The organism is Halalkaliarchaeum desulfuricum (genome assembly GCF_002952775.1).
GTDB lineage: Archaea > Halobacteriota > Halobacteria > Halobacteriales > Haloferacaceae > Halalkaliarchaeum > Halalkaliarchaeum desulfuricum.
Genome location: NZ_CP025066.1, coordinates 388,449 through 414,019 on the forward strand (window position 1 = coordinate 388,449; position 25,571 = coordinate 414,019).

Annotated in this window: 22 protein-coding genes; 11 read left to right on the top strand and 11 right to left on the bottom strand. The window is 63.4% G+C overall.

The window, feature by feature from the left end:
* Positions 1–326: 326 nt before the first annotated feature.
* The gene (locus AArcSl_RS01940; protein ID WP_119814232.1) at positions 327–521 is read right to left on the bottom strand and encodes a hypothetical protein; all 195 of its coding nucleotides are present in this window, start codon (positions 519–521) and stop codon (positions 327–329) included.
* Positions 522–742: 221 nt separating this feature from the next.
* Here AArcSl_RS01940 and AArcSl_RS01945 point away from each other — a divergent pair, with 221 nt between their 5' ends.
* Together AArcSl_RS01945 and AArcSl_RS01950 are read left to right on the top strand one after the other, a co-directional pair.
* Positions 743–1,429, top strand: a complete 687-nt coding sequence (locus tag AArcSl_RS01945) for a helix-turn-helix domain-containing protein (protein WP_119814235.1) — start codon at positions 743–745, stop codon at positions 1,427–1,429.
* 161 nt (positions 1,430–1,590) lie between these two features.
* A complete protein-coding gene (locus AArcSl_RS01950; RefSeq protein ID WP_119814238.1) occupies positions 1,591–4,950 on the top strand; it encodes a PAS domain S-box protein in 3,360 nt (1,119 codons plus the stop codon).
* 93 nt (positions 4,951–5,043) lie between these two features.
* Here AArcSl_RS01950 and AArcSl_RS01955 read toward each other — a convergent pair whose 3' ends face one another.
* The 7 genes from AArcSl_RS01955 to AArcSl_RS01985 all read right to left on the bottom strand — a co-directional run bounded on the left by AArcSl_RS01955 (position 5,044) and on the right by AArcSl_RS01985 (position 11,401).
* Complete coding sequence (locus AArcSl_RS01955; RefSeq protein WP_119814241.1) at positions 5,044–5,322, bottom strand: hypothetical protein; 279 nt, start codon at positions 5,320–5,322, stop codon at positions 5,044–5,046.
* A 71-nt stretch (positions 5,323–5,393) separates the two neighbouring features.
* Positions 5,394–7,088, bottom strand: coding sequence for an aldehyde ferredoxin oxidoreductase C-terminal domain-containing protein (locus AArcSl_RS01960; protein ID WP_119814244.1), 1,695 nt, complete (start codon positions 7,086–7,088; stop codon positions 5,394–5,396).
* Positions 7,089–7,173: 85 nt separating this feature from the next.
* On the bottom strand, positions 7,174–8,118 hold the full coding sequence (locus tag AArcSl_RS01965; RefSeq protein WP_119814248.1) for an amino acid ABC transporter permease: 945 nt from the start codon (positions 8,116–8,118) through the stop codon (positions 7,174–7,176).
* A 1-nt stretch (position 8,119) separates the two neighbouring features.
* Positions 8,120–8,914: an amino acid ABC transporter ATP-binding protein gene (locus tag AArcSl_RS01970; protein ID WP_119814251.1), complete on the bottom strand. Its 795-nt coding sequence runs from the start codon at positions 8,912–8,914 to the stop codon at positions 8,120–8,122.
* A complete protein-coding gene (locus AArcSl_RS01975; protein ID WP_119814254.1) occupies positions 8,911–9,684 on the bottom strand; it encodes an amino acid ABC transporter permease in 774 nt (257 codons plus the stop codon). Before AArcSl_RS01975 ends, AArcSl_RS01970 begins: the two co-directional genes overlap by 4 nt.
* Complete coding sequence (locus AArcSl_RS01980) at positions 9,684–10,472, bottom strand: transporter substrate-binding domain-containing protein (protein WP_119814256.1); 789 nt, start codon at positions 10,470–10,472, stop codon at positions 9,684–9,686. Before AArcSl_RS01980 ends, AArcSl_RS01975 begins: the two co-directional genes overlap by 1 nt.
* 104 nt (positions 10,473–10,576) lie before the next feature.
* Positions 10,577–11,401: a COX15/CtaA family protein gene (locus tag AArcSl_RS01985; protein ID WP_119821662.1), complete on the bottom strand. Its 825-nt coding sequence runs from the start codon at positions 11,399–11,401 to the stop codon at positions 10,577–10,579.
* A gap of 169 nt (positions 11,402–11,570) precedes the next feature.
* On the opposite strand from AArcSl_RS01985, the gene AArcSl_RS01990 reads away from it, so the two are divergent.
* Both AArcSl_RS01990 and AArcSl_RS01995 read left to right on the top strand, forming a co-directional pair.
* Positions 11,571–12,716: a M24 family metallopeptidase gene (locus AArcSl_RS01990; RefSeq protein WP_119814259.1), complete on the top strand. Its 1,146-nt coding sequence runs from the start codon at positions 11,571–11,573 to the stop codon at positions 12,714–12,716.
* Between the two features lie 36 nt (positions 12,717–12,752).
* On the top strand, positions 12,753–13,829 hold the full coding sequence (locus AArcSl_RS01995; RefSeq protein ID WP_119814262.1) for a DUF7544 domain-containing protein: 1,077 nt from the start codon (positions 12,753–12,755) through the stop codon (positions 13,827–13,829).
* Positions 13,830–13,850: 21 nt separating this feature from the next.
* Here the strand turns inward: AArcSl_RS01995 and AArcSl_RS02000 are convergent, their stop codons facing one another.
* Together AArcSl_RS02000 and AArcSl_RS02005 are read right to left on the bottom strand one after the other, a co-directional pair.
* Positions 13,851–14,429, bottom strand: a complete 579-nt coding sequence (locus tag AArcSl_RS02000; protein ID WP_119814265.1) for an adenylate kinase — start codon at positions 14,427–14,429, stop codon at positions 13,851–13,853.
* Positions 14,429–14,710: a DUF5789 family protein gene (locus tag AArcSl_RS02005; protein ID WP_119814268.1), complete on the bottom strand. Its 282-nt coding sequence runs from the start codon at positions 14,708–14,710 to the stop codon at positions 14,429–14,431. Before AArcSl_RS02005 ends, AArcSl_RS02000 begins: the two co-directional genes overlap by 1 nt.
* 95 nt (positions 14,711–14,805) lie before the next feature.
* Here AArcSl_RS02005 and AArcSl_RS02010 point away from each other — a divergent pair, with 95 nt between their 5' ends.
* The 6 genes from AArcSl_RS02010 (at position 14,806) to lpdA (ending at position 21,717) form a co-directional block, all read left to right on the top strand.
* Entirely contained in the window at positions 14,806–15,315 is a 510-nt protein-coding gene (locus AArcSl_RS02010; protein WP_119814271.1) for a PadR family transcriptional regulator, read from the top strand.
* 80 nt (positions 15,316–15,395) lie between these two features.
* Positions 15,396–16,328, top strand: a complete 933-nt coding sequence (lipA, locus tag AArcSl_RS02015; RefSeq protein WP_119814273.1) for a lipoyl synthase — start codon at positions 15,396–15,398, stop codon at positions 16,326–16,328.
* 119 nt (positions 16,329–16,447) lie between these two features.
* A complete protein-coding gene (pdhA, locus tag AArcSl_RS02020) occupies positions 16,448–17,557 on the top strand; it encodes a pyruvate dehydrogenase (acetyl-transferring) E1 component subunit alpha (protein WP_119821664.1) in 1,110 nt (369 codons plus the stop codon).
* Positions 17,558–17,559: 2 nt separating this feature from the next.
* On the top strand, positions 17,560–18,558 hold the full coding sequence (locus tag AArcSl_RS02025; RefSeq protein ID WP_119814276.1) for an alpha-ketoacid dehydrogenase subunit beta: 999 nt from the start codon (positions 17,560–17,562) through the stop codon (positions 18,556–18,558).
* Complete coding sequence (locus AArcSl_RS02030; protein WP_119814279.1) at positions 18,555–20,189, top strand: 2-oxo acid dehydrogenase subunit E2; 1,635 nt, start codon at positions 18,555–18,557, stop codon at positions 20,187–20,189. Before AArcSl_RS02025 ends, AArcSl_RS02030 begins: the two co-directional genes overlap by 4 nt.
* A 100-nt stretch (positions 20,190–20,289) precedes the next feature.
* The gene (lpdA, locus tag AArcSl_RS02035) at positions 20,290–21,717 is read left to right on the top strand and encodes a dihydrolipoyl dehydrogenase (RefSeq protein ID WP_119814282.1); all 1,428 of its coding nucleotides are present in this window, start codon (positions 20,290–20,292) and stop codon (positions 21,715–21,717) included.
* A gap of 41 nt (positions 21,718–21,758) precedes the next feature.
* Here the strand turns inward: lpdA and uvrA are convergent, their stop codons facing one another.
* Positions 21,759–24,779 carry an excinuclease ABC subunit UvrA gene (gene uvrA / locus AArcSl_RS02040; protein ID WP_119821666.1) on the bottom strand — a complete coding sequence of 1,007 codons (3,021 nt, stop codon included), beginning with the start codon at positions 24,777–24,779 and terminating at the stop codon, positions 21,759–21,761.
* A gap of 227 nt (positions 24,780–25,006) precedes the next feature.
* Between uvrA and AArcSl_RS02045 the strand changes: the two genes are divergently transcribed.
* The gene (locus tag AArcSl_RS02045) at positions 25,007–25,399 is read left to right on the top strand and encodes an ArsR/SmtB family transcription factor (protein ID WP_119814285.1); all 393 of its coding nucleotides are present in this window, start codon (positions 25,007–25,009) and stop codon (positions 25,397–25,399) included.
* Positions 25,400–25,571 lie beyond the last annotated feature (172 nt).

Here is a 25,571-nt window from a genome sequence, read left to right on the forward strand (position 1 = left end):
ACCCTTGCGCACCAGGCAGCAACCTCTTGAGGGTGGTATAAGTTATTATGGGACATGGATGTACTTCTGAACGAAGTCACACACACGGTACACAAATACGAACGGGACAAGTCGGATTTTCAAACCGAGTGTGGGATCCATCACCACCTCTCTCATGACAATCTCCAACCCACCTCGGACGACCAGCTACTGACTGCAAAAAACGCCAGTAAATGCGGCCGATGCTTCGATGGCGAAGGCGGCTACTGACGTAGGTGTTCTAAAGGAAACAGCGAGAGTTCCACGGGTCACCCGACCCGTGGTCGTTTACTTCCCGGGAGCCGTACTTATTTGTCGTCGAGGTCAGTAGCCAGTTCGTCAATCACCACGTCCCAGGCGTGCGTTCTTCCGTTCGTTTGAAACTCCCAGGCACCGCGCACATCCACGTCTGCCTGGACGGCTTGCTCGATGGCCTCGGCGAGAACCGCCTCGAAGTCGTCGCCACTGGTAATCGAAATGTCGCGGTGTTGATCGCGTGTCATGATTTGATGACCACAAGCCTCAACTCGAAGAGATGGGGACTACCCGCGACCACATCCTCACCACGTCGGCCACACTTCGCGAAGGGCGTTCGGTCCATCTGCTTTCAGCGACACACACCTTAAGGGCTGTCGCTCTGCATGGCTCACCATGCTTTTCTCCCCGGGTTGGTCAACCAGGCCACCTATATTTACCAGTATCGATCACAATCATCGATCAAGGAATGGCAGTCATCGCGCATCTTCGGGTTCCGGCTGACTCGTTCGAACTCGGTCGGATCCTCGAACTGGAAGCCGACGGAACGATCGAACTCGAAAACATGATTCCGATGGGCGAGAAAGCCGTTCCGTTCTTCTCAGTGAGCGAGGACGTCCGAGAATCCTTCGAGCGAAACGTCGAGAATCACCCATCGGTCGATCGCATCGTCGAAGTGACGCGCCACGACAGCGAGCGACTGTATTCGCTGGACTGGAACGTTTCCCGCGACGTATTCTTCCAGGGGATCATCGATCTGCAGGGACAACTCCTGAGTGGCACTGGAACAGTCGACACGTGGGAGTTCGAGATTCGGTTTCTCACCCACGAGAGACTCGGTGAGTTTCAAGACCACTGTTCGAATGCGCACATCCCCCTCGAAGTCGGACGCATCTACAACCCCGTCCGTCCGGGGACCGGTATGTGGTACGGAGTGACAGGACCGCAGCGTGAAGCGCTCATGTGTGCTGTGCAGGGTGGATACTACTCGATTCCGCGAGAGATGTCCACGCAGGAACTGGCTGACGAACTCGGGATCTCCGATCAGGCTGCCACAGAACGACTGCGGCGGGCGATCGAGACGCTCACCGAAAATACACTCGTTGCAATGCAAGAAGAGCGCGACGAGGAGTTCGAGCAACCCCTGGATTCCTGATGCGTCTCCTCCCTCTTCGGACTCGGGTGAGGACTACTGTTTCGTGTACTACTTAATAACAATTGTACATCATGCATCGAAAAGAACCGTGAGAGAACTGTATAGAAGCGCATGAGAATATTGTCTCGATTTCATCAAAGCGAGCCTGAGGCGAAGGCACTATGACCGCACCAGTAACGGACGGGGCTACGACAGCAACACCCAAAGCGGCCAGAAAAGAACTCTACGAGATCTTCCGAGAGGACACTCCCTTCGAACAGAAAGCGCGTGAAGCCCTCGAACTCGGCAGGCAGTACCTCGGCGTAGACAACGGGCATCTCACCAGGATCGATCAGGAAACCGACCACTGGGAAGCGATCGTCAGCACCGACTCGTCAGATGGACGCTTTCCCACAGGGCTGGAACTCGATCTCGGCACCACATACTGCCGTCGAACGATCGAGACCAACGCTCAGCACACACTCCACGATGCACCGAACCAGGGGTGGGAAGACGACCCGGCGTTCGAAGCCCACGGCCTGGCCTGCTATCATGGCACGTCACTCGTTCTCGATGATGAACCCTACGGTACGGTTTGTTTCGTCGGTGAAGACCCGCGAGATCCGTTCAGTGACGACGAAAGCATGTTTGCAGAACTCATCGCCCGGAATCTCGAACGCGAACTCGAACGCGAGCACCACGAAGCCCAACTCACGAGACAGACCAACCTCGCCACGGTTCTCAACCGGGTGCTTCGACACAATCTCAAAAACGACATGTCCGTCATTCGGGGGTATACTCAGCTCATGTCCGACGAGTTGGGCGCTCCGTCGTACAGTAAGACCACACTCGACAACATCGATAACCTTCTCGACTTGAGCGAGAAGGCCCGCGAGTTGAATCGGTTCGTCAATACCGACTTCGAGCGCACACCCACAGAAATTACGGAACTCGTCGAGGACCTGGCCCAAACGGTGCGTGCGAACTATCCAGATGTGTCAATCACTGTCGAATACGACGACGACATCACCGCCGCAGTCCTTCCGAGTCTGGACCGGGCGCTGACCGAACTGATCGATAACGCCGCCAAGCACGGCGGCGACACGGCCATCGTGACGGTCACTGTCGCGTCCGTGCCGAACGCCGTCGAGATCCGAATCGTGGATGACGGACCTGGGCTGGACGACGAAGAAGCCGAGGTACTGAAGACGGGGAGCGAGACGCCGTTAGTTCACGGCAGCGGACTCGGATTGTGGCTGGCTCACTGGATCGTCTCCAGTCACGGCGGGTCGATCGACGCAACCAGCTCCGACGACGGGACGAGCATGACGGTTTCCGTCCCGCGAAAGCCGACGGCAAACGTCGACGAAGAACTGACGAAACTCACGCAGGCCCGCGACCAGTATCAGGCCGCCTTCGAAGGGGCTTACGACGCGATGATCATCGTCAATGACGACGCCCAAATCATCGATGCCAATTCGAAAGCAAGCCAGATCTACGGTATGGACGAACAGGAGTTGCTCGGACAACCACTCGCACGCTTCTTCCCGGACGACTTCGATTTCGACGCGTTCTGGCGGCAGTCCCACGAGCAAGGAACGGACCTGAACACGATGATGCTCCTCGGTGCGGATGGCGTCGAACGGACCGTCGAATACTCTGCCGCAAACAAGATCGTCCCCGGCCAGACCCTCCTCGTCAGTCGGAACGTTACCGATCGCCTCGAACGAGAGCAGGCACTACAGGAGACGACCCAGCAACTCGACGCGGTTTTCGACGCGTCTCCGGATCCGATCATTGCTGTTGATATTGACGGAAGTATCCAGCTGTGGAACGACTCCGCCGAATCCCTGTTTGGCTACAGCCAAGGGGAAGTCAAGGGCCAGCAGATCCAGGGTCTCGACCTGTTTCCTGCCGGGACGGAATCTGACTTCCAGGCCCGCTTCGAACGGGCACTGGATGGCGAGGTGTTCGAGAATCTCGAAGTCGAGCAACGCAGCAGGGACGGTAAACTGATCGATCTCAGCATCTCGACGGCCCCACTCCGCGACGAGATGGGTGAGGTCTCCGGGATCATGGCCGTTGTCACAGACATCACCGAACGCAAAGAGCGCGAACGGGGGTTACGCGAAACGAAACAGCGTCTCGACCTGGCGCTCCAGGGATCTGACACGGGTGTCTGGGACTGGAACATGGACACTGACGACCTCTACTGGGATGAGACCATGGAACGACTATTCGCCCTCGAACCCGGCACCTTCGAGGGAACGCTCGACGCGTTTATCCGACGAATCCATCCGGCTGACCGAAGCCATGTCGAGACTGCCATCCAGGAGAGCATCGAGTCCGAAGAAGGGTACGAAGCCACATTCCGTATCCAGCGTGACGATGGCGAACAACGCTGGATGAACGGCCGCGGTGAAGTCTGCTTCAATGACGGTTGCGAGCGATTGATCGGTGTCCTCACCGACGTCACCCAACGGAAGGAACACGAACTTGCGGTGGAATCGGCAACAGAGCGATACGAGTCCTTACTGGACGCAGCTCCGGATCCGGTGTTCGTCGCGGATACTGAGACGGGTGAGATACTCGAGGCCAACGAGGCTGCCGAAACACTGACCGGAGAACCGAAGGAACACCTCATCGGCCGTCACCACTCGACAATTCATCCCACTGGGGACGCCGAGTTGCATCGGGAGGCGTTCACACGGGCCAAGGAAGAACGGACGACTGTCCAGGCGCTGTCGGATGGCTCGCAGCTGGAGATGGAAACAGCCGACGGGGGCACCATCCCAATCGAGATCAGCGTCAATACGGTCTCACTCCCGGATGGGGATGTCACGTTCGGTATCTTTCGAGACCTGGAACTGGCACAGAAAAAAGAGCGGCTGGAAGCGGTCGCCAGTATCCTGTCTCACGACCTCCGAAACCCACTCAACGTCGCCCAGGGGCGGTTGGATCTACTGAAAGAGGAGTACCAAAGTGAGCATATAGCACCCATCGAGAATGCGCACGATCGCATCGAAGTGCTGATCGAAGACGTGTTGACACTCGCCCGCAACGGTGACACGGTGGGGGAAACGGAGCCACTCTTGCTTTCGGACCTCGTCGAGTCCTGTTGGAGGACCGTTGACACGGCAGACGCCTCGCTCGTCGTCGAGACGGAACGGACGATCCAAGCCGACAAGAGTCGTCTGCGGCAACTCGTCGAGAACGTGTTCCGGAACAGCGTGGAACATAGTTCCACGAGCAATCGGCCGCAGGCCGATGACGCGATCGACCACGGTGGTGACGACGTGACGATCACTGTTGGTGATCTGGATGACGGATTCTACATCGGAGACAACGGCCCCGGTTTCCCGGCAGACGAGCGCGATCGAGTCTTCGAATTTGGCTACTCGACGACCACCGAGGGGACGGGCTTGGGCCTTGCGATCGTCCAGGAAATCGCCGAGGCACACGGCTGGGATATCTCCGTCACCGAGAGCGATTCCGGTGGGGCACGATTCGAAATGACTGGCGTTGCGGTCGCTGCAGAATAGACGCTCTTGATTCGGCGGGTGAGCTGATCCGGGATCGAGCGAGTCGAGAGACGTCGATCCTCTTCATGGCGGAAGACGTCAACTACCAGACGTTCACGTGGCACTCGGTCCACCGTCTCTGTAGATTCGAACCTCCTCGGCAGTGATTGCGACCCAGTGACCCCAGATGCGGGTGCTCAGACGAACCGGGCGGCAAGTCCAGTCGAGAGTCTCGAAGACGTCAGCCTCGACCCAATCGTGGAGCGTCGTCGGTTTCTCGTGTACATCGACCTCGACAGCGAGGAAGGCATTTACTACTGCCTCAGTTATTTCCTCTCCGCTACTAAGCGAGTACGAAACCAGGAGATCGGGTTTCCGTTCGCTCGAGGACATGCTCGAAATTGGACGGTCAATACAGAAATCATACTGGTCTTGCACACCAGGGTTTTTATTTGAACCACCACTCAGGGCGAATCTACTGCCGGAACGGCCCCCGCGTCGACCGCGTCGTCGGGAACAGTCCCGTCGGGGTTCCAGCCGCGTTCCTCGTAGTACTCTTCGATCGCCGCCGCGAGATCGGGGATTTCGTAAGGTAGTCGGTCGTCCGCACGATCTTTCCCCCGTTTGTTGTTGAAGTGACGCTCCCGTTCGACCGTCCTGGCGCCCACTGCGAGCAGGTTCTCGTAGTCCGCACCGAGAAGCGCCGCCAGTCGCTCGTCTGTGATGTAATCACCTGAGAACGCACAGATGATGGCCGAATCCCGAACCGCGTTGCGGTTCTCCTTTTTCACCAGCAGTTCGCTTTTCCCGAGTGTTCCCTCTGGATCGATCTCGCCGTTATACTCCGGACCCAGCATCCCGCCGTACATGTGGTCTGCACCGCGGTTGGCCACCGCATACGACAGACCCTGCCCGTGGAGCACGCGGCCGTCGTGGGCGGCGAACTCCATCCCTTTTACCGTGTAGTTGTCGACGCCGAGTTCCTCGTGGGCGCGGGAGACCCCCTCCGCGAGCAGGTCGCCGATTCCCTCCCGGTGGGCGATCCGTTCGGTCACCTGGCGTGCGAGTTCGGCGTCGCCGAAGGCGTCCTCGCTTTTGAGGTACGCGGCGACGGTCACGCCCGCCGAGATGGTGTCCATCCCGAGTTCGTCACACAGCTCGTTTGCCTTCATCACGTCCACGATGTCGCCGACGCCCTGGCTGGAGCCGAACGCGTACACCGTCTCGAACTCCGGGCCTTCGGTCTCGATCCCTTCCGTCTCGTCGCGAGTGGGGAGCTTGCAGGCGTAGGCACACGACGAGCAGGTGCCGGTGCGATACTTCTTCTCCTCGACTGCGTCGCCGCCGATCCCCGCGGCGTCCTCGAAGTGGTACTCCTCGAAGTATCGGGTCGGAAGCGAGAAGTTCTCGTTGATGAACTCCGTGCCGCCGGTGGTGCCCTGGCGTTTCATCCGGTCGTCCGAGGTCGCCGCCTCCCGGTGGATCTCCGACTCCGGCGGATCGGGAACCTCGAGTTCGGGTCGGGAGTCGCCAGCGAAGGTGACGCACTTGACGTTCTTCGAGCCCAGCACCGCGCCGAGGCCGCCGCGACCGAACGCCCGCGAGTCGAACGTCATCACGGACGCGAACCGGACCAGGTTCTCGCCCGCCGGGCCGATCGCAATGCAGTTTTCGGGTCCGAGATCGTGGTAGTCCTCCATGTAGTCGGACGTCTCCGAGACGGTCGCTCCCTCGAGTTCGGGGACGGATTCGAACGTGACACGGGGTCGGCCCTCCCCGTCGGAATCGCGAACGTGTACTGCGAGTAGTTCGTCGCTCGCGCCGACGAGTTCGAACACCGAGTAGCCGGTGTCCGCGAAGTTCCGCGAGAGGAATCCCCCGGCGTTCGTCGAGGCGAGCCCGTCGGAAAGCGGCGACAGCCCGGTCATCGACATGCGTCCGGTGAACGACGTTTGACTCGTCTGTAACGGCCCCGTCGCGAGGTACGCCCGGTTTTCGGGCCCGAACGGATCGGCGTCGAACGGGATCCGCTCGTGGGCCAGCGCGGTCGCGACCGCCCGGCCGCCGATGTGGCTAGCGAGGAGGTCGTCGATCTCGGTTGCGGTTGCGGTCCGCTCGCTCACGTCGACGGTGAGAAGCGGCCCCTTCGCGTGGAGCATACTCGAAGCATCCGACCGGGCAGTCTTAAACGCTGGCGTGGGGGGCGACACTGCCGGGACGACCGACCCGCCACGAGTCGGCCGCTCACCGCTCGCTTCCGGTGCCGACCCCGGGAATCGCGGTCTTCCGTTCGATCCATGCCATCACGTTGGAGGCAGTGAGCACCAAGGCGAGATACAGTAGGCCGACGACGACGAATATCGCGGTGTACCGGAACGTATCGGAGGCGATCGCGAACGCCCGGTAGTACAGTTCGGGGACAGTGATGAATGCCGCGAGCGAGGAGTACTTGATGAGGTAGACGAACTCGTTGGTCCAGGAGGGGATCGCGTACCGGAGCCCTTGCGGGAGAACGACGTAGTAGATCGTCTCGATCTTCGTGAGCCCGATCGCCCGACCCGCGGTTATCTGTCCCGTCTCGACGCTCTCTAACGATCCACGGATGTACTCCGCCTGATAGGCGGCGCCGTTGAGGATGAACCCGACGATCGCGACCCACACGACGTTCCGCGGGAACACCCCTTCGAGGAACGTCGGGACGTATCCGCCGATGTTGAGACCGAAGTGGAGCACGAACAGCTGTGCGAGAAGCGGCGTCCCCCGAAGCAGTTCCGTGTACGCGAGTGAAGCGTACGCCGAATAGTTGCCGTACACACGCGTCACCGCGAGCGGAACTGCAATGAAGAAGCCGACGAAGAGGCTCGACAGCGTGATCAACACGGTGAGCCACAGCCCGCCCGCAAGTCGGGGGAGCGTCTCGACGGCGAAGGCGATCCCGCCGGCGTAGGCTCCCATCACCGGCAGTCCCGCCAGTGCCGCTTCTACTGCCGCCGCTGGAACCATCGGCTCCCCGTCGGGCACGAACGGCTCCCCGAGCCACCGGTTCACCCACCGGAACAGCACCCATCCCCAGAACACCGCGCCGGCGACGTACAGCGCCAGCCGACCGACCGAGGGCGTCGCCTCGTCGACGCGGCCCCGAATCGTCGCGGGACGGGTCGTACCCGAGGGTGTGGTGGTGTCTGGCATGTCAGTCGTGGAGCTGCGTGATCCGGCTGAGAAACTGCGCGGTCCGATCGCGCTCGGGGTGTTCGAACAGCTGTTCGGGGGGCCCGCGCTCGACGACGGCGCCGCCGTCGAGGAAGACGATTTCGTCGGCGACAGATCGGGCGAAGCTCATCTCGTGGGTGACCACGAGCATCGTCATGCCCTCCTCGACGAGGTCGTGCATTACCTCGAGCACCTCGCCGACGAGTTCGGGGTCCAGCGCGCTGGTCGGCTCGTCGAACAGCATCAGCTTCGGCTCCATCGCCAGCGCCCGCGCGATGCCGACCCGCTGTTTCTGCCCGCCGGAGAGCTCCGCCGGATACGAGTCGACCTGCGGGGCGAGTCCGACCTGTTCGAGCTGCCGTCGGGCACGATCGCGGGCCGTCTGCTTGTCGAGGTCCAGCACGCGCTGTGGCCCGAGAGCGACGTTCCCGAGTGCAGTGAGGTGAGCGAAGAGATTGATGTCCTGAAACACCATCCCGACCTCGCGGCGGAGACGATTTACGTCCATGTCGGATGCGGTGACCAGTTCGCCGTCGAGGTAGATGTCGCCCTCCTGGGCGTCAGTGAGTCGGTTTACACACCGGAGCATGGTCGACTTCCCGCTGCCGCTGGGGCCGATAAGCACGGTGACGTCGCCTTTCTCCATCTCGAAGCTGACCTCTCGCAACACCTGCTCGTCCCCGTACCACTTCGAGACGTTCTCGACCCGCAGTAGGTCGTCCTGTACGCCGTCCAGTTTCCGTTCGGTGTCTGTACTCGTGTCGTCTCGTCTCATGTCGTCTCACCCGAGGGGATCGCGTAGTAGTCGCTGACGTAATCCAGCGCGCGGTTCGTCGAGAACGTGAGCACGAAGTAGATCGCACTGATAAACAGGATGATCTCCAGCACCGCGGTGTTGCCCTCCGCGGTGGTGAACAGCTGATAGCTGCGGGTCAGTAGCTCCGCGAGGCCGATCGCGAAGACAATACTCGTGTCCTTTAACACGATGGTCACTTCGTTTTGAAAGCCCGGCACCGAGCGTCGGAGCGCCTGCGGAACGACGACGTGTCGAACCGCATTGCGTTTCGTCATGCCGATGGCCCTGGCCGCCTCGAGCTGGCCGCTGTGGACGCTTTGTAAAGACGCGCGAAAGATCTGTGACTGGTAGGCGCCGCTACGGAGGCCGAGCCCGAGGATGCCGGCGACGACCGCGCCGGAGATGGTCGTAAAGCCGAAGTAGAGGTCCGGAGCGCGAAGGATGAAGTACATGAAAATCAGGATAACGACGATCGGTGTTCCCCGGAGAACGATACCGACCGTCTCGACGAACGTCCGGCTGTACCGGCCGCCGTACACCTCGATCGCGCCTGCCGGGAAGCCGACTGCAAATCCCAGGAGGATGCTCGCGATCGTCAACCCGATCGTGACGACCAGCCCGCCGAAGAGGTAATCCAGGTTGTCGAGGACGTACAGCCAGTCCTCGAGGTCGCCGACGAACAACAGCGTGTCGGCTACTGGACCGAATAGCGAGCCCGGGATCGTCACGGAACCCGCCGCGGACGGCATTACTCGCCGAACCAGCGGGCGGTGATCTCCTCGTAGGTTCCGTCGTCCTGGACCACAGCGAGGCCATCGTTGAGCCCGGCCTGGACGTCTTCGTCGGCCTGCCGGATGCCGAACCCGAACTGCTCGCCAGTCTCGAAGACGAACGCGACCTCGACGTCACGCTGGGCGGCGAACGTCTCGGCCACCGGCTGGTCGAGTACGATCGCGTCGATGTTCTCGTTTTCGAGGTCCTGGACTGCCAGCACGTAGTTCCCGTACCGACTGAAGTCGTCCTCGGTGATGATCCCCGGCTCGATGAGCTCGCTTTCGACGACACCCGCTCCGGTGGTCCCCTCCTGGGCGCCGACCGTCACACCATCGAAGTCGCCGAAGGAGGTCGGCTGGAAGTCGCCGCCCTCACGGACGAGAACCGTCTGGTCTGCGCTGTAGTACGGGTTCGAGAAGGCGATCGACTCCTGGCGATCCTCGGTGATCGTCATCGCGGCGGCGATCACGTCGATCCGCTCGTTTTGCAGCGCCGGAATGAGCGAGGAGAACTCGAACTCCTCCCACTCGTCGAGTTCGTAGTCGGTCTCGGCGACGACCGCCTCGAGCAGGTCGATGTCGTACCCGACAAGTTCGCCGTCCTCGATCATCTCGAACGGCGGGAAGCCCGGGGCGGTGCCCGGCGTCAGCAGGTCGTCGCCACCCAGACAGCCTGCGGTGGCAGTCAATCCGGCGACGGCGGACCCTCCAGTCAGTTGCAAGTACGTCCGACGGCTTACGGAATCGGTGACGTGGCGTGTCATACTCAGTTGCAACGGCGAGGAGCGGTTTCAACCTTTCTGGTGTCGACGCACTCGCAAATTTTGCACGGGCAAGGCGACAACCGGCGATGATTCGACTCGGCGGATCAGTCCGCATCCGTCACGCCGGAACGCGAAGCCGACGTTGGAGATTCCCGCCCGAGCAGCCACGCGGCGGCGGCGACGCCGACGAGCGCCCCGGCGAGCACGAGCAGGTTGACGAGTTGCCACGTCGCGTCGTAGAGAACCAAGTCACGACCGAGCAACAGCGTCCCAACGAGCAGCGCGATCGCGGCGATGGTGAGAGCGCGGACCCGGTCCGAACCGGGAAATCCGCCCCGTTCGTACGTGTCAACCACGACCGAGAGCAGCGCCAGATATCCGGAAAGCGACAGACCGTAAAACCACGCTTGCGCCCCGGGGGAGTACGTGAGCAGGGGGATCGCCCGGGAGAAGACTGCGCCGGCCAAAAGCAATCCGAGCGCGGCGAAAAGCGTCAGCCGAACCCGGCGAACCGAGGGGCCCCTACCGTCGGATCCGGCCCAGAACGTCGCGAGCCCGAGAAACGTGAAGATGAGCAGCGCGACCACCAGATGGAGCGCATGAGTCGACATCGTGTAGCCGCCGGGGACGAGCCCGCCGACGGTGACGGTGACGGCCCCGACTGCGATCTGCAGCGGCAACACGACCACTGCGAGGGTGGCTGCAAGCCGGATTCGGCGGTCGTCCAGTCGCCACGCCCAGCCCGCCATGCCGATGATGAAAAACCCGGTGACCATCGCCCACACGCGGTGGAACCACTCCACGAAGTCGGGATTGAACGTGAGCGCCGGCACCAGCTGATCGGAACAGAGGGGCCACTGCGCCTGACACGCCAGCCCGGATCCGGTCGCGGCCGTGTACACGCCGATTGCAAACAGCGCGAGCGTCATCCCGGTGGTGAGGCCCGCGTACCGCCGAAACGTGAGCCAATCGGGGCGGAGACTCATTGAAACACTGTCGGGGTGGCGGCTACTTGAGCGTTTCAGTCGCAGGAGTCCACCTGATTCGAATCCCGCAGGGCACACGCCGCATTCAAGTCGGCGACAACGAAGCTACAGTATGGTCGATCTCGACGAACGGGCCGCCCGACTCGACGGATTCCTCGAGGAACGTGGCCTCGAGGCAGTGTGGTTCGCCCGACCCAACGGCTTCGCGTGGCTCACCGGCGGCAGCAACGTCGTCGATCGCGACGCCCCGGTCGGCGTCGCCGCCGCCGGCTACGACGGGGAGTTCCGCGTCGTAACCGACAACATCGAAGGGGAGCGCATCGCCGCGGAGGCGGTTCCCGACGCCTTCACTGTCGAGGAAACACCCTGGTATTCGAGCAGTCTCGCAGAAGCCGTCGCCGAACACTCCCCGACCCCGGCGGCGGCGGACGTTCCAGTTCCCGGATTCGACGAGTTCGACCCGGGTCGGCTCCGGCAGCCGCTCTCCGAGACGGACACGGATCAGTATCGCGAACTCGGAGGGGAGGTCGCCGCAGCCGTCGAGAGTGTCTGTCGGGAACTCGAACCCGGGGACACGGAACACGAAGTCGCCGCGGGGATCCGGATTGCGCTTGCCGCCGGGAACGTCGAGGCGCCGGTCGTGCTCGTCGGCGGCGGCGAACGCGCACGGAAGTACCGACATTACACGCCCACCGACGCCGAACTCGGCGACTACGCGCTGGTATCGGTCACCGCCGAGCGGGGCGGGCTGTACGTCTCCTGTACACGAACCGTCGCGTTCGATCCGCCCGACTGGCTCCGCGAGCGGTTCCGGACTGCTGCACGAGTCGAAGCGACGGCGCTTGCGGCCACGCGGGCGGCCGCTGAACGCGGCACAAACGAACCAGGGACGAACGGCACTCCCGAAACCGCCGGCGACGTGTTCGCAGCGATCCAGCGGGCGTACGACGCGCTCGGCTGGAACGGAGAGTGGCGCGACCACCATCAGGGAGGCGCCGCCGGCTACGCCGGCCGGGAATGGATCGCAACGCCGGACGCCGAAGAGCCGGTGTACGCGCCGATGGCGTACGCCTGGAACCCCACCGTCCAGGGAGCCAAAAGCGAGGACACCGTCCTGATCGACGATGGATTCGAAACGCTGACGGAAACCGGAGACTGGCCGACCCTCGAGGTGGAGGCTGTCCCGGAAGCGCTACCGGAATCGGTCGAGTCACCCACGCTGAGCCGACACGCTCCGGTCGATTTCAGTGGCCGATGAGAAACCTATTTGTCGAAGGGCTGATACAGGGCGGACATGACCTGGTACGCGATCGACGCGGTCGACGACGCGATCGACGCGACCCGTCGGTTCCTGTTCCCGTTTAGCCTGGTCCGCTGGGTCAAACTCGCGGTGATCGTCCTCTTCATCGGCGGCGGCAGCGCGAGCAACGCCTCGAACGTTCCCTCCGCGGGCGGGGAGTTCACGCTGCCCGACGGGTTTCCGGCAGACGGACCCGCGGCTCCGAACGGAGCCGCTCTGCCCGGCGATCCGTTCGCCGTACCGGAGTTCCTCCTCGCGATCGTCGCCGGGATCGTCGTCCTTGCGGTGTTGCTTTCGATCGTCTCGACGGTACTGGAGTTCGTCTTCTATGACGCCCTCCGGACGAACGACGTCCTGCTTTGGGATCCGTTCAAGCGTCGGTTCCTCCAGGGCATCCGGCTCATCCTCTTTCAGATCGGCGTCAGCGTGCTGGTCTTTGCGCCGGTTGCCCTGGCGGGCTACGGCCTGTACGTGGCCGACCCGGCGGTTCCCTCCCGGCTGGCGGTGTTCGTTCTGGCCGGCCTGGTGCTGTTGGGAGTGTTCCTGCTCTGGCTGCTGGTGTTGACCTTCACTGACGACTTCGTCGTCCCGATCATGGTGCTCGAAGACGAGACCGTCCTCGGCGCCTGGAGCCGGTTCTGGCCGACGCTTTCGGGCGAGTGGGTGCAGTTTCTGGTGTACCTGGTGGTGTACTTCCTTCTGGCGCTCGGCATCGGCATCGGCCAGAGCATCGTGACGCTCGTTCTGGCGGGGATCGTGGTCGCGCTGGGAGCGATCGCCGGGCTGGTGATCGTCGGTCTCATGGGTGGTCTCGCCGTCGCAGTCGAATCCGCAGTCGGCCTTGCGCTTCTGGGACTGCTGGTGCTGTTCGTGATCCTCGCGCTGGCCGTGGTGATCCTCCCCATCCGGATCCTGGTGGTAACCTACCTGACGACCTACCAGCTTGCGGTTCTGGGCGGCGCAAATCGGACGTTCATGCTGCTTCCCGACTCGGTACTCCCGGATCCCGACGCGATAGACGACGGTGGGGACCGCGGCGGGAATCGAGGCGAGGCCGACAGCCCAGCCTAGCGGAACGGAACCGGCCTGGCGTCACTCGACGGGATCGCCCTCGGTGACGATGGCGACGAGGTCCGCGGCTGCGTCCTCGATGGAGGACTCGTTTTCGACCATTCGAACCGGCGCGTCCGTCTGCATGGCGTACGACATCGCCGCCGTGCGGGTCAGGTCCTGATGGAAATCGATCGAGTGGACGCCGGTCTCGCGGTAGGACCGGTAGCTCGCCTCCTCGCGTCGCGAGGCAATCGTCTCCGGCGACGCCTCGATCAACACGAACCGGTCGGGATCGACGTCCCGAAGCGACGACCTGGACAGCCCGGGCAGATAGCCGTGGACCGTCGCGACCGCGAGATGAGTGTTGAGGATCACTGCCCGTCCGCGGGCGCGACCTGCGACGTACTCGGCAGATCGACGCTGCAACAGCTGGAGGTCGCGCTGACTCAGCTTCGAAAGTTCGTCACGGTCCCTCGTGAGACCGCGGGCGGCGGCCTTCTCGAGCATTACGTCGCCGAAGTTGATGAGTTCGTATCCGTCGCCGAGTTCCGCCCGTGCGGTTCGACACACCTCCGAGGCGCCGACACCGGGGACGCCGGAAACGACAGTGAGATCCATCAAAACGACACCTCCTCGTCGGTTTCGGGGTTCATGCCCCTGTCGTCGTAGAACTTCCGTCCGATGTACTGCTCGCCCACGAACGTGATCAGCGCGTCGTACAGTTCGTCGACGCTGTCGAACTCCGCCTGATCGGTGCGGGAAAGCACCTCAGCGATGGTCTCTGGATCGCCATACATCGCGTCGAGTTCGACATCGCCGACCCCCTCGATTACGGTGTCCCGATGGGCCGGGAAGTCGAACTCGCGGATGAACAGGTCCCGGGTCTGTGGAAGTCTCATGCAGATTGTTATTGTCCCACATGACATATAAGTGTGTCAGGCCCCCATCACCGCAACCGAAACGCTTTCACGGCGATGTACGGAAGCGATAGACGATGCGGAAAAGTGGTCCGCCGAAGGGGTTGATCTCGTATCTCGTGCTCGAACTACTCGAAGAGAAACCCCGATACGGGTACGAGATACTCAAGGAAATTTCCGAAATAAGCGGGGATCACTGGGAACCGTCGTACGGGTCGGTGTATCCGATCCTTTATAAGTTCGAGGAGAAGGAGTGGGCCCGGCGGATCGAACGGGAGGACGAACCGGACCGCAAGTACTTCGAACTCACCGACGACGGCCGGGCCGAACTCGAGGGGAAGCGGACCGAGACCGCCGGGAAAGCCAAGGACTTCGCCGACGTCATTCTGGGTTTCTATCACGTGTACGCCGCCGTCGGGACCGACGACCGCTTTCGGGTTCCCCAGCGGGACGGTGAGTGGCAGTTCGACGAGGAGTTCAGCGCGTGGATCGTCGAACAGATGATCCGCCACCACGAGCGCGACTTCGGGGAGTTCGAGCGGATCGACCTCACGCCCGAGGAGTTCACAGAACGGCACGGACTGTGAGCCCCTCGATCCGAGAGGTCGGCTCCCGTCACGGAGCAGTCGATCCGCACGTTTTTGATTCCACGCACCAACAGTAGCGTATGAGCACCAGGCGCAAGCCGGAGTGGCTGAAGATGCAGGCGCCATCGGGCAACCGGTTTACGGAGGTCAAATCAGCCCTCCGCGACCGGGATCTCCACACGGTGTGTGAGGAGGCAAACTGCCCGAACATGGGCGAGTGTTGGAGCGGACGCGACGGCCCCGGAACGGCGACGTTCATGCTGATGGGCGAACGCTGCTCGCGCGGGTGCAACTTCTGTGACGTCCAGACCGGCGGGATGGACCCGCTGGATCCCGACGAGCCCGCCGACGTCGCGGCGGCAGTCGAGGAGATCGGACTCGACTACGTCGTCCTCACCTCCGTCGACCGCGACGACCTCCCCGATCAGGGCGCGGGCCACTTCGCCGAGACGATCAGGGAAATAACGCGGGCGGCCCCCGAAACCCTCGTGGAGGTGTTGATCCCGGATTTTCAAGGCGAGCCCGACCTGGTCCGGAAGATCATCGACGCCGAGCCCGACGTGATCGCACACAACGTCGAGACCGTCGAACGGCTCCAGTGGCCCGTCAGGGATCGGCGGGCCGGCTACGAACAGTCGCTTTCCGTGCTCGATCAGGTCCGCCGCGAGTCGGACGCGTACACGAAAACCAGCATCATGCTCGGACTCGGAGAGTACGACCACGAGGTGTACCAGACGCTCGTCGACCTCAGGGAGATCGGCGTCGACATCGTCACGTTCGGCCAGTACCTGCAGCCCTCCAGGTCACACCTCGACGTTTTCGCGTACGTCCACCCCGACGTCTTCGATACCTGGCGGCGGGTCGCAGAGGAGGAACTCGGCTTCAGCTACTGCGCCTCGGGCCCGATGGTCAGATCCTCCTACAGGGCCGGCGAACTGTTCGTGGAGGCGCTGGCCCGGGAAGAAGAAAATCTCGACGAGGCCCGTCGCATCGCCCGAGCAGCGAGCCAGTAGCTGGATCAACGGCGACCCCGGTACCGTGGCCGGCAGTATTTCTCCCCATGAAAAATTATTTACGAAACTTCTATTACTCGAGCGGCGAGATTCACCCGTATGCGTAGGTGGGTCCGACCGTGAGCGTACTCGAGCGCGATCCAAGGGACGACATGTATCGAATTCTCGACGAGGACGGCACGGCTGTCGGTGAGGTTCCCGATCTCGAGGAAGAAACGCTGGTCGGCATGTATCGGCACATGAAACTCGCCCGCCACTTCGACAAGCGGGCGGTCAGCCTCCAGCGCCAGGGGCGGATGGGGACGTATCCGCCGCTGTCCGGACAGGAGGCCTCCCAGATCGGGAGCGCGTACGCGCTGGACGAGGACGACTGGATGATCCCCAGCTACCGCGAGCACGGTGGGGCGCTCGTTCGGGGACTCCCGCTGGAGAAGACGCTGTTGTACTGGATGGGTCACGAGGCGGGCAACTCAGCCCCCGAGGAGGCGAACATCTTCCCGGTCGCGGTGCCGATAGCCTCCCAGATCCCGCACGCGACGGGGGCAGCGTGGGCCTCCAAACTCCGCGGCGAGGACGACAAAGCGTTTATCTGTTACTTCGGGGACGGCGCCACTTCCGAGGGCGACTTCCACGAGGGGCTCAATTTCGCGGGCGTGTTCGATACCCCGAACGTCTTCTTCTGTAACAACAACCAGTGGGCGATCTCGGTTCCCCGCGAACGTCAGACCAAATCGGAGACGCTCGCACAGAAGGCCACAGCCTACGGCTTCGAGGGGATCCAGGTCGACGGGATGGATCCGCTGGCGGTCTACGAAGTCACGCGGGAGGCCGTCGAGAAGGCGAAAGATCCCGACGAGGGCCAGCGCCGACCGACGATGATCGAGGCGGTGCAGTACCGGTTCGGCGCACACACAACCGCCGACGATCCCAGCGTCTACCGCGACGAAGAGGAAGTCGAACGCTGGCGGCAGAAAGATCCGATCCCGCGGCTGGAGACGTATCTGAAAAGCGAGGGAATCCTCGACGACGACCGGATCGAGGGGATACAGGAGTCGATCGAAGCTCAGGTGGCCGACGCGATCGACGCCGCGGAGTCGACTGCGCGCCCCACCCCCGACGAGATGTTCGAGAGCGCGTACGCGGAGCTGCCCGATCGGCTCCAAAAGCAGTACGAACAGTTCGAACAGCTTCGCGAAGAACTCGGTGACGAAGCGTTCCTGGAGGAGTAATCATGGCAAGCGAACGAGAGACACAGAACCTCACGCTGGTACAGGCGGTACGGGACGGACTCTACACCGAGATGCAACGCGACGAGGAAGTGATCGTTCTCGGCCAGGACGTCGGGAAGAACGGCGGCGTCTTCCGTGCGACTGAGGGCCTCTGGGAGGAGTTCGGCGAACAGCGGGTGATCGACACGCCGCTGGCGGAGTCGGGGATCATCGGCACCTCCGTCGGTATGGCCGCGATGGGAATGCGTCCGGTGCCGGAGATCCAGTTTTCGGGCTTCATGTATCCCGGTTTCGACCAGATCATCTCCCACATGGCCCGGATGCGAACCCGCACCCGAGGACGGTACACGCTCCCGATGACGCTTCGAGCCCCGTACGGCGGCGGGATCCGCGCGCCAGAGAGCCACTCGGAGTCGAAGGAGGCGTTCTACGTCCACGAGGCCGGCCTCAAAGTCGTCGTTCCCTCGACGCCGTACGACGCAAAAGGGCTTCTTTCGGCCTCGATACGGGATCCCGACCCAGTGGTCTTCCTCGAACCGAAACTCATCTACCGGGCGTTCCGGGAGCAAGTGCCCGAAGGCGAGTACACCATCGAACTCGGCGAGGCGAAGACTCGAAGGGAGGGCGAAGACGTCGCCGTGTTCACCTGGGGAGCGATGGCGCGCAGGACGCTGGAGGCCGCAGAGAACCTCGCCGAGGACGGCATCGAGTGTGAGGTGGTCGACCTCCGGACGCTGTCCCCCCTCGACGAGGGGGCGATCCTCGAGGCGTTCAAGAAGTGCGGCCGTGCGGCGGTCGTCCACGAGGCGCCCCGAACCGGCGGACTCGCCGGAGAGATCACGAGTATCATCCAGGAGGAGGCGCTTGCCTACCAGGAAGCCCCCGTAACGCGGATAACCGGTTTCGACGTGCCGTATCCGCTGTACGCGCTGGAGGATTACTACCTGCCGAACGAAGCCCGGATCGAGGCGGGCATCAGGGAGGCGGTCGAGTTCCCATGAGCACCAAAGAATTCAAGCTCCCGGACGTCGGCGAAGGGGTCGCGGAGGGGGAACTCGTCTCCTGGCTCGTCGAACCCGGCGACGCCGTAAGCGAGGACCAGCCGGTCGCCGAGGTAGAGACCGACAAGGCGCTCGTGGAAGTGCCCTCGCCGTACAACGGCACCGTAAAGCAACTGTACGTCGAGGAAGGCGAGATGGTTCCGGTCGGCGACGTGATCATCAGTTTCGAACTCGACGATGGCGACGACGACGACGGCGACGAGACAGTCGAGGCGGCCGTCGAACCCGACGACACCGAAATGGAGGCGGCCGAACCCGAAACGGAACCCGAACCCGCCGCCGAACCGGAGCCGGCGGGAGTCGAGTCAACCGACGGGGAAACAGCGGACGTCGAAACGCCCGAGGGTCGGGTGTTCGCGCCGCCGTCGGCCCGTCGGATCGCCCGCGAACTCGGCGTCGACATCGCGGCAGTGTCCGGCAGCGGACCGGGAGGCCGCATCACGGAGACCGACGTTCGCGAACACGCCGAGGCGACGGCGTCTGTGGAGCCCGAACCGACGCCGACCACGGAAGTCGAGACCAGAGACGCCGAGACCAGAGACGCCGAGACCAGAGACGCCGCGACTGGAGAGGCCCGGACCGCAGAGGCCGCGACCCCGACCGGCGTCGAACCCGCAGGCAGGGACAACACGCTCGCGGTGCCGGCGACGCGCCGGATCGCCCGCGAGGAGGGCGTCGACATCGACGATGTCCCGACCGACCTGACCCGGGACGGGGAGCCCTTCGTCACCGAACAGCAGGTCCGGGAGTACGCCCGGGCCCTCGAGGCGGCTGTCGAGGCCGAAGCGGCTGCGGAGCCGACCGCGGGGACGGATACCGCCGACGCGGGCGTCGAAACCGCGACGCCAACCCCCGGAGAGCCCGGGACTGCCCAACGGCCCGAAGAGACAGTTCCGTATCGCGGGGTCAGGCGAACGATCGGCGAACAGATGGAGGAGTCGAAGTACACAGCGCCACACGTTACCCACCACGACACGGTCGAGGTGTCGGCACTCGCGGATGCGCGCGAACGCCTGAAACCCCGCGCAGAAGAGCAGGGCGTCTCGCTGACGTATCTCCCGTTCGTGATGAAAGCGGTCGTGAAGGGATTGAAGGAGTACCCCATCCTCAATTCCCAACTCCGGGAGGAGGACGAAGAGATCGCACTCAAAAAGTATTACAACGTCGGCATCGCGGTCGCGACCGACGCCGGACTGATGGTGCCGGTCGTCGAAAACGTCGACGAAAAGGGGCTCTTCGAGCTCTCGAGGGAGGTTCACGACCTCGCCTCCCGGGCGCGGGAGCGGAAACTCGATCTCGAAGAGATGCGCGGCGGGACGTTCACGATCACGAACTTCGGGGCGATCGGCGGCGAGTACGCGACACCGATCATCAACTACCCCGAGACCGCGATCCTCGGGCTGGGTGCAATCGAGAAGCGTCCTGTCGTCGAGGACGACGAAGTGGTCGCTCGCCCGACGCTGCCGCTGTCGTTGACCATCGACCACCGCGTCATCGACGGCGCCGAGGCGGCGGCGTTCACCAACACGGTGATGTCCTCCCTGAACGAGCCATTGTTGTTGTTAGAGTAGCGGTTCGACGGCGCGGGTTGTTGTTGGAGTAGCGGTTCGCCTTGCGAGGAATCCAACCGACCGACTTAAGGAACGATTCGACGCATATCATACACGAACAATGGTTGTTGGAGACATCTCAACCGGAACGGACGTACTGGTTATCGGCGCCGGACCGGGCGGCTACGTCGCCGCCATCCGCGCGGCGCAACACGGCCTCGACACCACGCTCGTCGAGCGTGACGCCTACGGCGGGGTCTGTCTGAACTACGGCTGCATCCCCTCGAAGGCGCTGATCACCGGCGCAGGGCTGGCCCACGAGGCGGGCAACGCCGAACACATGGGGATTCACGCCGACCCCGCAGTGGACATGGAGGGGCTCGGCGGCTGGAAGGACGACGTCGTCGACCAGCTCACCGGCGGCGTCGAGAAACTGTGCAAGGCCAACGGCGTCAACCTCGTGGAGGGCGAGGCGTCGTTCGCGGACGAAAACACCGTCCGCGTCGCCCACGGCGGCGACGGGCAGGGATCGGAGTCGATCGAGTTCGAACACGCGATCGTCGCCACCGGCTCGCAGCCGATCGAACTCCCAGGTTTCGACTTCACGGACGAGGAGGTGTGGACCTCGCGGGACGCGCTCGCGGCAGACACGATCCCCGACCGGCTCGTCGTGGTCGGCGCGGGCTACATCGGCATGGAGCTGGCGACCGTATTTGCAAAGCTCGGTACCGACGTCACGGTCGTGGAGATGCTCGACGACGCGTTGCCGATGTACGAATCCGACGTCGCGCGAGTGGTCCGAAAGCGCGCGAAGGATCTCGGCATCGAGTTCCAGTTCGGCGAGGGCGCAAGCGAGTGGCAGGAGTCGCCCGACGGCGGCATCCAGGTCGTCACCGAGACCGAGGACGGTGTCGAGTCGACCTACGCCGCGGACAAGGTGCTCGTCGCCGTCGGACGCCGGCCCGTCACCGAAGGCGTCGGGCTCGAGGCGGCCGGGATCGAGACCGACGACAACGGGTTCATCGAGGTCGACGACCGAATGCGCACGAACAGAGACCACGTGTTCGCGATCGGTGACGTCGCCGGCGAGCCAATGCTCGCCCACGTCGCGAGCCACGAGGGGATCGTCGCCAGCGAGGTGATCGCCGGCGAGCCCGCCGCGATGGACGCCCAGGCGGTGCCTGCGGCGGTGTTTACCGATCCCGAGGTCGCCACGGTCGGCATGACCGAGGCCGAAGCCGAGGAGGAGGGATTCGAGCCGGTCGTCGGCGAGATGCCGTTCCGGGCCTCCGGCCGGGCGCTCACCGCCGACCACACCGACGGCTTCGTCCGGATCGTCGCCGACGAGGAGACGGGACTCGTGCTCGGCGGACAGATCGTCGGCCCCGAGGCCTCCGAACTGATCGCGGAGGTGTCACTGGCCGTGGAGATGGGCGCGACGCTCGAAGACGTCGGATCGACGATCCACACTCACCCGACGCTTGCGGAGGCGGTCATGGAGGCCGCCGAGAACGCACAGGGGCAGGCGATTCATACCCTGAACCGCTGAGACTGCCGAACAGCTGAACAGTCCACCCGTCGAACCGCGTTTCAGTCGTCGCCGGTCGCCTTCGCCGGCTTCCGTCGGTCGCTTCTGGGCCCCTCGGCGTCGACATCGGGGAGGTGATCGCGGAGATATCGGCCGGTGTACGACGCCTCGACTCGGGCGATCTCCTCGGGCGTGCCGGTGGCGACGACCTCGCCGCCGCCTTCGCCGCCCTCCGGCCCGAGGTCGATCACGTGGTCGGCGTTCTTCACGAGGTCGAGTTCGTGTTCGATCACGACGACGCTGTTGCCGTCGGCGGTGAGCCGGTGGAGTACGTCGATCAGCTTCCGTTCGTCCTCCTTGTGGAGCCCGGTCGTCGGCTCGTCCAGCAGGTAGAGGGTGTCGCCGCTGTCCTTCTTGCCGAGTTCCTCGGCGAGTTTCACGCGCTGGGCCTCCCCGCCGGAGAGGGTCGTCGAGGGCTGGCCCAGTTGCATGTAGCCGAGTCCGACGTCCTTCAGTAGCTTCAGCCGGCGGCGGATCCCGGTGTGCCCCTCGAAGAAGTCGTACGCCTCGGCGACGCTCATCTCGAGGACGTCGGCGATCGTCGCGTCCTTGTAGGTCACCTCCAGCGTCTCGTCGTTGTACCGGGCACCGTCACACTCCTCACAGGGGACGTACACGTCCGACAGGAAGTTCATCTCGATCTTGACGGTCCCCTGGCCGCCACACTCCTCACAGCGGCCGCCCTTCACGTTGAAGGAGAACCGACCCTTCTCGTAGCCGCGCTGTTTGGAGCGTTTGGTCTCGGCGAACAGCTCCCGGATGTGATCGAAGACGCCAGTGTAGGTGGCCGGGTTCGATCGGGGGGTCCGGCCGATCGGCGACTGATCGATGAGCCGGACGGTCTCGATCTCCTCGAGGCCGTCGATCGCGTCGTGCTCGCCGGGGTTGACGTCAGTGTCGTTCATCCGCCGGACGAGTCCTTTATAAAGAACCTCGTGGACGAGCGTCGACTTCCCGGATCCGGAGACCCCCGTGACCGCAGTGAACTGACCGATCGGGATCTCGACGTCGAGATTCGACAGGTTGTGCTGGCGCGCGCCGCGGACGACCAGTTCGCCGTCGCGCTCGCGGCGCTCGTCCGGGACAGGGATCTCCCGTCTCCCAGCGAGGTAGTCGCCGGTGATCGACTCCTCGCAGTCGACGACGTCCTCGAAGTCGCCCTGGACGACGACCTCGCCGCCGCGCTTTCCGGGGCCGGGACCCATATCGATGATCGAATCCGCCCGGCGCATCGTCTCCTCGTCGTGTTCGACTACGAGCAGCGTGTTGCCCAGATCACGCAGCCCCTCGAGGGTGTTCAAAAGGCGGTCGTTGTCGCGCTGGTGGAGCCCGATCGACGGTTCGTCGAGGACGTACAACACGCCGACGAGCCCGGAACCGACCTGGGTAGCAAGGCGGATCCGCTGGCTCTCCCCGCCCGAGAGTGTTGAGGCCTCCCGATCGAGCGTGAGATACTCCAGGCCGACCTCCTCCATGAATCCCAGCCGGGCCCTGATCTCCTTGAGGATCTCTTCGGCGATCGTGCGTTCGCGGTCGGTCAGTTCGGCTTCCAGCCCCTCGAAGTGAGCGAGCGCGTCGCCGATGCTCATCCGGTTGACCTCGGTGATCGAGGTGCCGGCGACGAGCACCGACCGCGACTGGGGGTTGAGCCGAGTCCCCTCACACGCCGGACACGTCGTCACCGCCATGTAGTCCTCGATGTGTTCGCGGGTGCGTTCGGACTCGGTTTCGACGTATCGCCGTTCCAGGTTCGGGAGAACCCCTTCGAACCGCTTTTCCTTCCGGCGGACGCCGTTTTTGGTCTCCCGCCTGAAGACCACCTGCTCGTCGGTGCCGTAGAGGAACTGGCGTTGCACGTCATCGGGGAGTTCCTCGAACGGGGTGTCGACGCTCACGCCGAAGTGCTCCGCGACTGCGTCGAGTCGGGTCCGGTAGTACGACCGGCTGTAGCTCCACGCCTCAAAAACGTCCCTGATGGGTTTCGAGGTGTCCCGGACCACCAGCTTCTCGTCGATCTCCTTGGTTTCGCCGATGCCGTCACACTCCGGACACGCCCCGTGCGGGGAGTTGAAGGAAAACGACCGCGTCTCGATCTCCGAAAAGTCGATCCCGCAGTGGGAACACGCGAGTTCCTCGGAGAACTCGACGTCGAGGCGGTCCTTCCCGGCGTCGCCGTCACCGTCCCAGGAGGACGACGCGTCATCGCCCGCGGTGTCTGTGTCGGCGTCGTCCGCCCCCGAGAGGTCCCCGGTCGCCCGGGCGACGGAGCCGCCGAGCTGCTCGCCAGCTCCGTCCGGCGGATCGGGAACGATCAGCTTCAACACTCCCTGCGCCTTCTCGAGGGCAGTCTCCACGGAGTCGGTGATCCGGGAGCGTTCCTCCTCGCGGATCACGATCCGGTCGACGATCACGTCGATCGTGTGATCGTAGTTCTCGTCGAGGTCGGGGCGGTCGAACGAGAGGTCGAACGACTCGCCGTCGACCTCCACGCGGGTGTACCCCTCCGCGACGAGGTCGTCGAACAGATCCTCGAAGGCACCCTTCTGGTCGCGCACGACCGGGGCGGCGATCATCGCTCGGGTCCCCTCCGGCAACGCCATCACCCGTTGGACCATCTGCTGGGCGGACTGCTCGCCCACCTCGCGGCCACACTCCGGACAGTGCGGCGTCCCCACGCGGGCGTAAAGCAACCGGAGATAGTCGTGGAGTTCCGTGACGGTGCCGACCGTCGAACGCGGGTTGTTTGCGGCGTTCTTCTGGTCGATCGATATCGCCGGCGAGAGACCCTCGACGGCCTCCACCTGCGGTTTGTCCATCTGTCCGAGGAAGTTCCTGGCGTACGCCGACAGCGATTCGATGTAGCGGCGCTGTCCCTCCGCGTAGACCGTCTGGAACGCGAGCGACGACTTCCCGGATCCCGACAGGCCGGTGACGACGTTGAACTGTTCGCGCGGAATCGAGATGTCGAGATCCTTCAGGTTGTGCTCCTCGGCTCCCCGGACGTCGATGTAGTCTTTGCTCATACTCTCTCGTTCGGCGTGTTCCGACAATTGGCGACGGTCGGATCGCGCTTCGTCATTATCCAACGTCAGGGGTTGCGGACACTTATCGTATCGGATCCGCTCCAGCGAAACACCGTTCATCCTCCACCCTAGTCCCCTTCCTTCAACCTCTACCCTCTCACCTCAGTCCCCGCCGATCGACCAGAAGACGGAACACTTATTTGAACAAACATGCAAATTTTCTCATAATGACTGAATCCGTCGAACGGCTTCGCCGATATCTGGAGGACGAACTCGGCGAGTGCCGGAGCGAGGACCTGCAGGGGCGCATCGAGGAGCTCGACGATCTCGAATCCCTGCTCGATCCCGACGTCATCTCCACCGACGTGGAGACGCTCTCGGCACTCGGCAACGACACCCGGTACACGCTCGTCCGGCTGCTGGTCGAGGCGGACGGGGAGCTGTGCGTCTGCGAGATCACGCCGCTGCTCGACGTCAGCGACAGCGCAATCAGCCACGCGCTGTCGACGCTTGCGGACGCTGGACTGGTGACGAAACGCAAGGATGGACGGTGGCGGAAATACCGGGCGACGAACCGGGCGAACGCGATCCTCGCCGTTCTCGACGGGACTCGGACGTAAGTCTCGACGGGATTTGAACGTTAATCTCGACCCGACTCGTTTTAAAGGAAAGACCACCCGTAAGAGCGTTTCGGTGTTTTCGAAGGGGTGAGAACCCAATTCCGAGAGCGGAGCATTTATAGATGAACAGTTGTTCAAGTGAGATATGAGACGTTTGCGTCGGGAAAGCGAA